Source organism: Bianquea renquensis (assembly GCF_014384895.1).
Taxonomy (GTDB): Bacteria; Bacillota; Clostridia; order Lachnospirales; family Bianqueaceae; genus Bianquea; species Bianquea renquensis.
The window spans coordinates 1-12,717 of record NZ_JACRSQ010000049.1 but is presented as its reverse complement, the minus strand read 5'-3'; the positions used below and the strand labels follow the sequence as shown (position 1 = coordinate 12,717).

At 47.8% G+C, this 12,717-nt stretch carries 9 protein-coding genes; 2 read left to right on the top strand and 7 right to left on the bottom strand.

Annotation, left to right across the window (positions count from 1 at the left end; all coding sequences use genetic code 11):
• Positions 1-617: 617 nt before the first annotated feature.
• Entirely contained in the window at positions 618-2,138 is a 1,521-nt protein-coding gene (locus tag H8730_RS16545) for an FGGY-family carbohydrate kinase (protein WP_177720247.1), read from the top strand.
• 42 nt (positions 2,139-2,180) lie between these two features.
• Here the strand turns inward: H8730_RS16545 and H8730_RS16540 are convergent, their stop codons facing one another.
• Positions 2,181-3,011, bottom strand: a complete 831-nt coding sequence (locus H8730_RS16540; RefSeq protein ID WP_177720248.1) for an AraC family transcriptional regulator — start codon at positions 3,009-3,011, stop codon at positions 2,181-2,183.
• Between the two features lie 118 nt (positions 3,012-3,129).
• Here H8730_RS16540 and H8730_RS16535 point away from each other — a divergent pair, with 118 nt between their 5' ends.
• Positions 3,130-4,377 (top strand): uroporphyrinogen decarboxylase/cobalamine-independent methonine synthase family protein, encoded by a 1,248-nt coding sequence (locus H8730_RS16535; protein WP_177720249.1) that lies wholly within the window; start codon positions 3,130-3,132, stop codon positions 4,375-4,377.
• A gap of 15 nt (positions 4,378-4,392) precedes the next feature.
• On the opposite strand, the gene H8730_RS16530 is transcribed toward H8730_RS16535, so the two are convergent.
• The 6 genes from H8730_RS16530 to H8730_RS16505 all read right to left on the bottom strand — a co-directional run bounded on the left by H8730_RS16530 (position 4,393) and on the right by H8730_RS16505 (position 12,235).
• A complete protein-coding gene (locus H8730_RS16530) occupies positions 4,393-5,856 on the bottom strand; it encodes a response regulator (protein WP_177720250.1) in 1,464 nt (487 codons plus the stop codon).
• Complete coding sequence (locus H8730_RS16525; protein ID WP_488153851.1) at positions 5,853-7,448, bottom strand: cache domain-containing sensor histidine kinase; 1,596 nt, start codon at positions 7,446-7,448, stop codon at positions 5,853-5,855. The genes H8730_RS16530 and H8730_RS16525 overlap by 4 nt, the downstream gene beginning before the upstream one ends.
• 192 nt (positions 7,449-7,640) lie before the next feature.
• The gene (locus tag H8730_RS16520; protein ID WP_177720252.1) at positions 7,641-8,615 is read right to left on the bottom strand and encodes a hypothetical protein; all 975 of its coding nucleotides are present in this window, start codon (positions 8,613-8,615) and stop codon (positions 7,641-7,643) included.
• An 85-nt stretch (positions 8,616-8,700) separates the two neighbouring features.
• Entirely contained in the window at positions 8,701-10,296 is a 1,596-nt protein-coding gene (locus H8730_RS16515; RefSeq protein ID WP_177720253.1) for an extracellular solute-binding protein, read from the bottom strand.
• 59 nt (positions 10,297-10,355) lie between these two features.
• The gene (locus H8730_RS16510) at positions 10,356-11,231 is read right to left on the bottom strand and encodes a carbohydrate ABC transporter permease (RefSeq protein WP_177720254.1); all 876 of its coding nucleotides are present in this window, start codon (positions 11,229-11,231) and stop codon (positions 10,356-10,358) included.
• 26 nt (positions 11,232-11,257) lie between these two features.
• Positions 11,258-12,235, bottom strand: coding sequence for an ABC transporter permease (locus H8730_RS16505; protein WP_249290209.1), 978 nt, complete (start codon positions 12,233-12,235; stop codon positions 11,258-11,260).
• Positions 12,236-12,717: the final 482 nt, after the last annotated feature.

Genomic DNA, 12,717 nt, shown 5'->3' with positions numbered 1-12,717 from the left:
GAGAGGTGGAAGGAGAAGGAGGAGGCGTACCGTCGAGCGGGGATCGAGGAAGGGAGGAACCTGCTGGTGACGCGGGACGAGGAGGACGGAGGGGTGGACATGGTGAGAATCCACAACATAATCCTGCAATACCTCGTGCTGTAAAGGGAAAAGAGGGACGGAGCAAGACAACCCAAACCAAGGGGCTTCCCTACACAAAAAGAGGTGCGTCCCCACTTCACACATCAGCCGGTTAGGCTTTTTTTATTATCCTCATTTTATTAGCTTGCAATTTTGTGAATCCCCATATATAATAAGATAAAGCCTGCATTAAAAAGCGACTCCTTCCTTCAAAGTTTCATGTGTGCTTTTGAAGTCACGGTAGTTTCAGAAATCTGGTCATAAAGATACCTTCGTGCTCGAGCATATACTAATGATTCAATGCCCCAAGATCGTGACAATAATACTGACATTATATACCGTTCGAACAGCTCCATCACATGGAAATTTAAAGGCGAGTGGCAGGAAGATCAAACTGTTTTCCGTAAATCGGAAAGTACAGCCTTAAAATAGCCCTTGTCTTTAAATAGATTACCGCAGACAATCTGCAGACTAAATGCGCAAAGGAGAATCAGCACATGGAGTATTTGTTAGGCACCGATATTGGAACATCCGGAACTAAAACTATCCTCATGGATATAAAGGGAAATCTCATCTCGCAGGATCTACAAGAATATGATGTGATCACACTTAAACCGCTGTGGGCGGAACAATGGCCGGAAACCTGGTTAGAGGCAACGAAAACCTCAATTCAAAACACTGTCGCCAAATCCGGCGTCGCTCCCCAGGATATCAAGGGGCTTGCCATTAGCGGCTTATATGGAGGCTCTGGAATCCCACTCGATGAAAATATGAACCCGGTTCGCCCCTGTCTAATCTGGATGGACCGCCGCGCTGAAGAGGAAAAGCAATGGGCTCTGGACCATATCGGAGAGGAGAAGCTGCTGTCCATCACCCACAACGGTGCTGACCCCTATTATGGATATACAAAAATATTGTGGATTAAAAACCATGAGCCAGAAAATTGGGCGAAAATAAAACTATTTCTACCTCCCAATGACTACGTCATCTATAAACTCACCGGCAACGTCGCCATCGATTACTCCTCCGCAGGCAATATCGGTGGAATCTTTGATATGAACACAAGGACCTGGTCGGAAGAGTTGTTGAATGCCATGGGAATTCCACTGTCCATGATGCCACAAACCATCGTAGAATCGACAGATATCGTAGGCGGGCTTACGAAAGAGGCGGCCGCTGAGCTGGGCCTGTGCGAAGGGATGCCCGTCTGCGCGGGCGGCATTGACTGCGGCGCGGCCAACATCGGACTGGGCGTGCTGGAGCCCGGTGTCTACGCCGCCGCCATTGGAACCTCTATGTGCGCCGCCCTGATCTCGGATAAACCGGTCAAAGGTGACGGGCTCATCGTCTGGCCCTATCTGTATAACGCAAAAAAACTGTCCTACTATTTTGCCGGCGGAGCGACCTCCGGCGCTATTGTAAAATGGTTCCGCAATACTTTTGCCAAGGAACTTTGGCAGGCTGAACAGGAGGGCGGCGCCAACGCCTATTTCGTTTTAGATCAAGAAGCCGCGGACATTGCACCTGGCAGTAATGGACTCATTGTACTCCCCTATTTTATGGGCGAGCGGAGTCCTGTCTGGGATTCCGATGCAAAAGGTACAATCGTGGGCTTGTCCTTAACCCACACTCGCGCCCATGTGTACCGCGCCTTCCTGGAAGCCGTGGCCTACAGTCTACGGCATGCCATGGAAAGCACCGGCGAAAATTTGGGTGAATATATCTTGTTAGCGGGTGGTGTCACAAAATCCAAGATATGGCGTCAAATCTTCGCTGACGTGACTGGCTATCCCATCGTATGCCCCATCCATGACGTGGAGGCCAACATGGGCGATGTCATGTTAGCCGGCATTGGCGTAGGGCTTCTCACCTACGAAGACGTAAAAAAATGGCAGGTTCTCGATGAAAAGATCATGCCCAATCCGGAACACCACGCAATCTATGATCAGTACTACAGTGTATATCGTGCTACCTATGAGCAGTTAAAAGATACGATGAAAATTCTATCTAGAATGTAAAGAGAACCCGGTATATCTGTTGCCAACATGTATACCGGGCTCTTAAAATTTCCGACTCATTTTGCGGTACTCAGAAGGCGAATACCCAATTATATTCTTAAACTGTTCAGAAAAATAAAAAGGGGAGTGATATCCCATCTTCTCGCTGACCTGTGCAACACTCAACTCTGTACTGGACAGGAGATGGCAGGCTTTTGTAATTCGCACTCGATTCACATATTGCTTTGGCGCAAAACCGGTATATTGTTTAAAGGACCGGCTCAAATGAAATTTGGACAGTCCGATCAACTCAGCCAGTTCATCCAATGTTACATTCTGCCGGTAGTTCTCATCAAGATACTGTTTTAGCATCAGCATAGCGCCTCCCTCCTGCTGCTGGTCCAGCAAATCGCACAGAATCAGCTGTGCGAGAGCGCATACCCTGATATGTCCCCGCGCATCAAAATAATCCTCCATTGCGGTGAACATCTGCTGAAATTTAGCGATCAGCTCCGGCGAAATCCCCGGCTGATAGACGGCGGCCTTCCGCTCAAACGCCTCCTCATCTTCTTTCTCCAACAATCTCCGGTAATGGAACCAGTAGATCTCCCAAGGATTTTTCGGATCAGCAAAATACTCATGGGGCGTATTCCGCGGTATAAGCACCGCCTGCCCTGCGTCCACCGTCAACCGGTCCTGTTCATCGCCCTCGATGACCACATACCCTTTGCCCGCAATACAGTAGATCAAGATGGACTCATCGATTCCCGCCCGTTTAATCTGATGCTCCGGATCCCCCTGAATGTATCCCGCCCTCAGGACACCACGCCCGCTTGCCGACGGCTTTCGGCCCGCAAAAGAACGCTTGACCGGCTGCTCTCCTGTCTTGTTCACCCCATCACCTCTTTTTCCATCATTATACCGCAAGATTGTGTATCAATCAAGCAATATGGCAGATTTACCATTGATAGAATCTGCGGTATACTAAGAAAAAAGGAAAGGAAGAAGACCCATGAGCATAACACAAAAAGAACGGTCACGATTGCGTGATCTGGCAAAACAACAGCTTGAGATTGCCCATAGCCCCAAAATGGAACAGATCGTCAGGGACTGGAAAAAGCATGGGCGGTTTGACGCGGACAGCCGTCCCATGATTACCATAGAGCTTGGCACTTTCCGGCAGGATATCCTGCCACCGTTGATGGAGTGTGAGAGCGAGGAGGCGCAGGCGATTGAAAAACTTCTGCTCTCCAATATAGTGAATCACACCCTATTTTGCGACGATACTGTTGTCAACGACTACATCGGTTTCTCTTACGGCGGCTATTTCCAGCCCTTCAATCTTCCGGTGGAGATAGAGCATGCCTCCTCCGACGGAGGCTCATTGGGCCACCACTTCGTAGAACAGATTCACGATCTGGAACAAGATTTCCACAAACTCCAAAAATCCGACTATGGCATTGTCAACAAGCGGGAAGTTGACGCGAAGATGGCGTACTACAACGACCTGCTGGGCGATATTCTTCCTGCCAAAATAAAGGGCAGCGCACTGTACGCCAGCGGCACACAAAGCATCGTCCATATCATGAGTATGGAGACGATGTATATGTCCATGTACGACTATCCCGAACTCTTTCATCAGATGATGAACCAGCTGGCAGATGACTACATTGCCTATTTCCAGCTGTTGGAACAGGAAGACTGTCTGCGCTCAACGGTTGCCGAAGAGCGGGTGGCACAGGGCAGCTACTGCTTTACGGACCAATTGCCGAAGGATAAGGAACACTACACCCTCAAGGATGTATGGGGCTACATAGACTCACAGGAAACCTCCGGTCTCTCTCCCGACATGTATCACGAATTCATCTTCCCCTACTACAAAAAAATTACAGACCTGTACGGACGGTTGTCCTATGGCTGCTGTGAGGCGGTGGACCCTATCTGGGAGAAAAACCTTCGCCATATGAAAAACATGGGACGGGTATCCATCTCTCCCTGGTGCAACGAGGATTACATGGGGGAGCAGCTGCGCGGGCAAAAAATCGTGTATCTGCGAAAACCAACCCCTAACCTGATTGGCGTTGGCGCCTCTTTAGACGAAGAGGCAGTGCGGCAACATTTTCAGAAAACTGTCCGATCCGCTCAGGGATGCACGCTGGAAATTGTACAGCGCGACGTATATCAGATCCACAGCGATTATCACAAAGTTCGCCGCTATGTGGAGCTAATCCGAGAATGCTGCGCAGAGCACCGAAAATAAGTGCCGCTGTCAGGTTCAGTCCTTGCCAGCCAACCTCCCCGTGCCATGGATTTTAGCATAGGTAGATGGGGATACGCCCATCGCTTGGGCAAAGCTTCTAGAAAAATGTTCCACGCTGAGATATCCGACCATCTCCGCGATAGCCACTACCTTACGGTCTGTGGTCAAAAGCAGGGTCCTGGCTTTTTCGATCCGAACAATATTCAGATACTGTTTAAAATAAAGACCTGTTGATTTGTAGATAGAATTCGAAACTTTCCGGGTACTGATACCGAAATGCTGGGCGACATCCTGGATCATAAAATTCATTTTATGGGAATGCGATTCGATATACGCTAGGATCGCATTATCCAATAAAACGCCTCCCCCGTCGGCGATTTCCACGTAAAGTCCCGCTAATAGTCCCCGGCAAATATCCAGCAGCTCCGAGAAGCATTCACTCTGGCGTATTCCATCTTCCCATTCCCCCGTTGGAGACTCTCTCTCATAGGGAAGTGCCCTCTTAATTTGCTGATATATTCGAACAAAATCATCACATACCCTTTCTTTACGAATAAAGCAATCTGCCGCCTTATGGAAACATTGATTTACCTTCGCCTGTATCTCCGTGTAGGAAAAAACTTGCCCAGACCGCACTGTATCGCAACACGAATTCACTGCTTCCTCATAGGATGTTTGGTCCGTCAGCTCATAGGAAAAAACCTGCTTCTCAGGAAGATAAAATTTTCTCTCCAACGCCTCTTGGGCTTGATGCCGGAGCTCCGAGTGAAGTGTCCCTTCTCTCAACTCGCTCATCCCCACACAAATCTTACAGGGCGCTTCTTCTCCGGTACAGGCTTTTACAACCGCATAGCAATTTTCTTCCATGCCTTCTTTTGTGTCACCATAGAGTAGTACCGCAATCTCCCTTTCGTCGCGCCGAAAGACGAGGGGAGATCCTTTTTTTTGTAAAGAAAACAGTAGTTCGCTTACCCACAAAATTCTGTCATAGACTGTGATTTGAATTTGGAGATAGCGAAGCCAGCGCTGATTTCCCTCACCGCGAATCTCCCACATCCAATCGGTGGTGCCCTGCTCCTGTCTATACGCATTTCTCGGCTCTCTACACATGTGCTGCATCTTCTTTAGAAGAGGGTCCATGACGCTATCATCATCCAGATCAATTTTTAAAATATAGTCAGTCACACCATGTTGAAAACTCTCTTTCACCAACACAAAATCACTGTAGGAGGAAAGCACGACAAATCGAATATCCGGTAGAAAGCTGTGGACGCGCCGGATCAGCTCTAACCCATCCATGTGTGGCATTTTGATATCCGTAAACACGAGAGAGACCTTATGAGTTTTCAAAAATTCAAGGGCCTGTTCTCCATTGCTACAACAGCCCACAATCTGCATATCATATTGGCTCCAGGGGATGGTCTTTTTTAAAATGTTCAATATCATCGGCTCATCGTCGACCAACAAAATATCTGTCACGTCTCTCTCTCCTTAAGCTCCGGCCCCGGGAAAGGAAGCCGTATTCGAAATAAAGCCCCCTTTCCTTGATCGGAAAAAATTGTGATTCCGTATTCATGCCCACAGAGCATATGGATCTTCGTCTGGACAGAGCGGATCCCCATATTCGTAAGCCCCTGCTTTGATTTTTCCTGTTCCGACATGAGAATCTTCAGCATCTGATTCGGGTCAAATCCAACTCCATTGTCCTGTACTTCAAAGAGGACGGCGCTCTCTTGCAAAAATCCCCGAACCTGGATAACGCCTCCTGGCCTGCTAGAGTCAATTCCATGAAAAATACAATTCTCAACCAGAGGCTGTAGTATAAAATTCGGAACCCGGCCATCCAGTATCGCATCCTGAACCTCCAGTATAAATTGTATATTTCCGTTATAGATCGCATTCTCGATAAAAATATATTGGCGCAAGGTATCGATCTCCTGCCGAATGGGTATGATGGCGCCATCCCGATTGATCGCGCTGCGCAAAAGCTTCACAAGAGCCGTGATCATCTGGCCGATCTGCGGCTGGCCGCACTGAATGGCAGTATATTTAATTGAAGTCAAGGTATTGTACAAAAAATGAGGATTTATCTGAGCCTGGAGCTTATCGAGAGTCATGGTTTCACAGCGGTCTACAAGCTGGATAATTCGCTCATCCCCCTCCTGATTCTTCTTGACTAAGGAAATGATTCCATCATTGATCTGTTTCATCTCATAGCATGTGCAGGGGACAGCTGACTCTTTCGGGGATTCCTTGATCATCCGAACAATATTGTTGATTGGCTGGGATATTCGTCGATAGATAAATGCCATCACAATTAGAAACAACACCAGACATCCCAAAAATCCCAGGAAAATCACCATTTGCTGCTGAGTCAGCGTCGTCATAACCCCGGACACAGACGTACTGATAGCAACCTGTGTCTTCTCAGCATTCAGCGGTGCTGCGACAACAATCTGTTGGCCACGGACTTCATGATATCCACCTGCGGTTCCAATCGCAACCTCTTCAGCGACCTCTGCCAGTTTTCTCTGCTGCGGGTCGTTCACCCATGCAAACAGTTCCCTTCCGCTTTGGTCAAAAATGGAGAGATTGGCAGTATCACTCAGTTGACTGTAGATGGGCTCGAATACAACATCCAGTTTGTACATGATACAAATGACTCCGATAAATTCCCGTTTTCCCGTATTGACAATTCTCTGCGAGACTATGAAAACTGGGACGTTATCATAATTGACAGATGCCCCGACAAGGGCACATCCGCCGGATGCGTCCATCGCCCTCTGATACCACGCTTCCTCTGCAATATTTTGTTTGACATCGCTGGGAACAAGGGTATTACAATAAACGCCTCCCTCATTGTCTACAAGGATAACATTGGCGATTCCATTCTCGCTATTGTTAAGGTACCGTATATATTGGTCCATATCGCGATAGGCGTTATAGGTATGGGAGGTATACGTACTGAGATACCGCTCCCTCAATATTTTTTGCACATTGGATTCCAGCCCGATCTGCTTCATCTCCTGCCGCATCCTGGCAAATTCCTTTTCGTACATCTGGCTGACCATCCCTACAATGCTGGTTTGGTCTCGCGCTGTATTTTTCATAACCGCACTGTGGGAGGAATAGAGAAGAACTGGCCACAATACACATAGCGGAAGGATAAAGAGAAAAAGGCAGGAGCGTAGAATGATCTGCCGTAACGTTCTGGTTCTACTCTTGCGTTTTCTCCTTCGGCTCAACATTTCATCTCCTCAAGCTTACCGTGACTCCTTCGCCGCCCGGCTTATGGCCTTTAGTTGTTCCCTGAACTCCGCCGGAATTTCACCGTCCAATTTCAGAGGCGCATCCCACGTTATAATCCCGTCTTTGCTCCAAAGATACTTGGAATATCCTACTGCCAGTTCCACTGGAAACCTGGGAGCCCCCTGACTCCATGCATCTCCCAGGAAGGAAAGCACATGCAACTTCTTTCCTCCCAACTTTTCTTGCATATAGGCCATGTCGGCTTTTCCGTCAATGGCTAAAGGTAGGCTCCACCCAACTTCCCCCGCTGTATAGTCATCATACGGGCTCTGCAAAATAAAGGGACATTTAGTGCCGCCAGCCAGCGCCACTACCGCTTGCGGATTTCCAGCGCGTATGGCGTCCGTTAAGCTTTTAAAATTAGGTTCCTCTTTAAAATTATACATAATATCTGGAGAATAGCAACCATCAATCCACCAACCCTTGATACTTTTGCCCCAACGCAAAGACCATTCTCGAATAATCGCTTCCCATTTTCTTTGAAACGAGACTAATCGATCCTGGGCCTCCACATGATCCCGCAGCTTTGAATTTTCCTGCCACTCCAAAGCCCGAACCGCTTGCTCGTCAGCACAGGGAGCTCCCGATGGCAGGTAGAGGAAAAGATCAATGCCACTCCCCTCCAGCGCCTCTATAAGCTCTGCCACCAGATCTCGCCGAGAACATTTGCTTGGCACAATTCCCGTCAGCGCATCGTAAGTATGATTCGGCGCTAAATAATGTCCTGAATTTTGTCCAATGGTGATACAAAAATAATCCGGCTGGAATTCCTTTAATTGCCCTGCTAACTTCGAGACGTTAAATCCATTGACCTGTGTATTCCACGCCTCCGCGTCCATAGTATTTCCATCCCCATCCCCCGCCAAACCGGCCAGATAATGGGTAAAAAATCCCCATCGCTTTCCTTCAAACCATGCCTGCCTGTCCATGTCTTCCTCCTGGATTTATAAAGATGCTCCGCCTGGAAAACAGCAGTAAACCAGAGGTTTACTGCTGTGGATGCAATGTATCATATCAATCCTTTGTTGCGTCGATGATGGCTTGTCCCTCTTCCAGCACAGCGGTTCCTCCTGCCGATTTCCACTCTTCCACAAAAGTGTCAAACTCATCGAGAGAGCGGGCGCCAGTGATGAAATCAATATATGCATCATCGACAATTCTTTCAAGAGTTTCACTCTTTTCGCTGAAAACAGGGCGATTGAAGGGCACCAATGTGTCATATAGGCCTGTCCCTTTTTCCTCGGAATCCAGGCGCAGCTGCAAATACTGAGGCTTCGTCATGTATTTGGTCTGAAGGTCGTAATCATTGAAGCAACCGGGCAGTTGATACAGCCCAATTCCGAACTCTTCCCGCTTCTCCACATCATCGTATGGAGGAATCCACTCCATCCCTGTGGCCTCGTCGTAGGTATAAGTCGTCCCTTCCACTCCCCAGAAAGTCAGATCCAATGCTTCCTCCGTGAAGGAGCCGTCATCGAAGACTTGAAGATAACGCTTTAATCTCTCCGGCTCATTTTCCATATGCTTACCGAATAGAAGTCCAGAGCCTGTCACAGGATTCTCCTGCGTCAGCCCACTCTCACCCCTCGGTCCTTTGGGCGCGTCAGCAATGACCAGCTCTCCGCCTTCGATCTGGGAAACTACATCATACATTGAGCCGTCAAAAAATGCATCTTGCGGTATAAACATATACCAACGATTTTGCGTTACCAATACTTTATTCTGGGCCATCTTTTCCTTAACGTTGGCCCCCTTATTCGTCATAAATTCAGGATCGAGCAGGCCATCAGCATACCAGGTGTGCAAAGTCTCCAGCGCCTCTTTAGCTCCCGGCTCCACACCGCCAAAGACAACCTGTCCATCCTGTTCATAGTAGGCAAGGTAGACACCGTAGGCTCCCAGAACACAGCTCAGATTCTCGGTTCCTGAACCAACGTTTACGACAAACGGAGCAAAACCCTTTGCCTCCTTAACAGCTCTAAGGGCCGCATCCATCTCATCAATGGTGGTTGGAACGGTATTGATCCCCACATCCCGAAGCATATCCATGCGGTACGCAACGACAAACCCTTTTGCACCCAAAGACCAGAGGCCGGGAACGGAATAATTCTTCCCATTGTGGTCAACATAATCCCAAATTTTTTCACCGACATTTTTTTCGACCCACTCCACCAGAAGAGGCATATTTTCTTTAATCAGGTCGATGGGCAATTCCGCCAGAATTCCTTGATCACAGTATGAGTGGTAGTCCGCAAAAGACTGATCTCGAATCGTGTCAGGAATATCGCCTCCCATGATCTGGAGACTCAGCGCCTCTGTGTCCGGGTAGTCATAGTATTCCAAGGTTACATCATAGCGATCTTCCAGGATTGTTTTCAGCTCCTGCTGATCGTTCATCTTTTCAGGGTTATGGGTTGGAATTTTGAGAACCATCCTCTCTCCCGTCGAGGCCCCCGAGGAATCCTGTAGATTCTCCGAAGACTCTCCGCTGTTTGCCACCGGCGTACTGCTATGGGGTTTTGACTCTTCCCCCGCCTTCTTGCAGCCGCCGATCAGGGTTGACAGCAGCAGAGCGCCTACAACCACGAAACATACTACCTTTTTCATCATCTTCTTCCTCCTTCATCATGATTAAACTGTATGAAAAGCACGTCTTTCGCTCTTCAGCATTACCCTTTGATGGAACCGACCATAATCCCTTTGACAAAATATTTCTGTAGAAACGGGTAGATAACCAGCATCGGCACGATGGTAATCACTGTGATAGCCGCTTCCAACGTCTCTCCACCTGGACTCTGGTCCTTGTTGCTCATTTTCGCCATAATGGCATTGACGTCCATTGAGCTGTTCTCAATGGTAATCTTACGCAGGATCACCTGCACCACAGTCCTAGTCGATTCCCGGATATAAATGAGGGCATCAAACCAGGCATTCCAATGCCCCACTAAACTCCATAGCGCAATTGTGGCGATAACCGGTTTTGCCAGAGGCACAACGATCCGGATCCAGATATAGAACCAATTTGCACCGTCGATGCGGGCTGACTCCTCCAGGCTGGAGGGGATGGAGCGAAAAAAATTTCGCACAATGAAAATATTGTACGCCCCCAGCATATTGGGGATTACAAGCGCCCATATGGTATTCAGCATATGGAGATCTTTTACGAGGATATAGCTCGGGATCAGGCCCCCACCAAACAGCATCGTAATCAGAATAAAATTTGTCAGCACCCCTTGAAAGGGCATCTCCCGTTTGGACAGGGGATATGCCGTCATAGCTGTAAAAAATACGCTGAGCGATGTGCCGACAATACAGCGCACAATGGTATTGCGATAGGTAATCCAGATTAAATCGTAGTCAAGAAGCAAAGAATAGGCGGTGGTAGAAAATTGTTTTGGCCAGAGGGTAATCCCGTTTCCCGCGACCACTTTGCTGAAAGAGCAGACGATGGTAAACCAGAAAGGATACAGTGTTATGATAATAATTAAAAACATTAAGACAACGTTAAAGATGTCAAAGGCAAGCTCCCCTTTGGTCCGGATCATGCGCTTTCTCCTGGGAATCGACCGACTTACCATAGCGAGTTCTCCCTTCCACCGAGTCTACGAATGATGGAATTTACCGCTAAAATAAAGATAAGCCCAACCACCGATTTGAATAGACCCACTGCCGTTGAGAGGCTATATTGCATATTGGCCAGTCCTAGACGATAGACATAGGTATCGATAATATCCGCCACTTCGTAGACAACGGCACTGTACATATTAAAAATCTGATCAAACCCCGCGTTCAAAATTCCTGACAGACTTAAAATCAAATTGATACAGATAACCGGTAGAATCGAAGGTATGGTAATGTACCATGCATTCTGAAACTTATTAGCACCGTCAATTCGGGAGGCCTCATACATCTCCTGGTCCACCCCCGCAATGGCCGCCAAATATAGAATCGATCCCCACCCGAATCCTTTCCAAATATCTGTGGCGACAAGGACGCCGCGGAATACAGATTTATTACCCATGAACATGATTTTATCCATGCCGGTGGCAGCCAAAAAGGAATTGACAGGTCCATCCAAGGATAAAAGAGAGGAGAAGATACCTCCAACCACGACCCAGGACATAAAATGGGGAAGATAGGATACTGTCTGAACGATCCTCTTATAGCGATGGCCCACCAGCTCATTGATGAGCAAAGCGAATACGATAGGAGCCGGAAACCCGAACAGTAACTTATACAAGCTAATGACAATGGTGTTGCGGATCGTCTTGTAAAAGTACGGATCAGAAAAAACTTGACGGAAATATTTCAATCCAGCCCAGGGGCTTCCCAAAATTCCTTCCGTGATTTTAAAGTCCTTGAATGCCAATGTCACGCCATACATTGGTATGTAGGAAAAAATTATAAAAAATAGGATGGCTGGTATCATCATAATCAGAAGCAGCCTATATTCTTTGCAGCGCCTATAGAAGCTGACCCTGCGCTGCCGGCGCCTCTCCCGTACCGTGTCGGGCAGCATTTTATACTGTTTTGCCGCTGTTGCTCCCACGGACAATCCCCTCCTTCAAGATCTCCAAATTTTTCTACAAGAAACGACTACTTCTTTCTCGTTTCTTTGTGCATAGTTTATACGATCTTTTCAAATCTGTCCATGATACTTTCTGTAAAAACCATGATATTTTCTGCACACTGAATCTAGGGACACCCATTTACCTTGGCGGAAGATACAAAACGAAAACGATACGGGCCAATCTACTTTCGCATATCTCCTTAGCATGACAACATCTCCTGATGCAGTTTCTATTCTGCATCAGGAGATGTCTTTTGCACTGTCTGTTTCTTCGGATCATAATACAATTAGGAGGGTAGGTTGAAAAATAAGCTTGCCTCCGCGAACTCATCTCTAGAGGACAATCGAGTAGGAGGTAGGCGATTATTTCGCCTACCGACCTCTCACACCACCGTGCGTACCGTTCGGTACACGGCGGTTCAATCAACTTAACAGGTAACGCACCTTGCGGTGTAGTAGTC

Excerpts from the sequence above, each read along its gene's own strand:
- H8730_RS16545 (WP_177720247.1), top strand. The coding sequence starts at position 618 with ATGGAGTATTTGTTAGGCACCGATATTGGAACATCCGGAACTAAAACT.
- H8730_RS16535 (WP_177720249.1), top strand. The coding sequence starts at position 3,130 with ATGAGCATAACACAAAAAGAACGGTCACGATTGCGTGATCTGGCAAAA.
- H8730_RS16525 (WP_488153851.1), bottom strand. The coding sequence starts at position 7,448 with ATGGTCAGCCAGATGTACGAAAAGGAATTTGCCAGGATGCGGCAGGAG.
- H8730_RS16520 (WP_177720252.1), bottom strand. The coding sequence starts at position 8,615 with ATGGACAGGCAGGCATGGTTTGAAGGAAAGCGATGGGGATTTTTTACC.
- H8730_RS16515 (WP_177720253.1), bottom strand. The coding sequence starts at position 10,296 with ATGATGAAAAAGGTAGTATGTTTCGTGGTTGTAGGCGCTCTGCTGCTG.
- H8730_RS16510 (WP_177720254.1), bottom strand. The coding sequence starts at position 11,231 with ATGATCCGGACCAAAGGGGAGCTTGCCTTTGACATCTTTAACGTTGTC.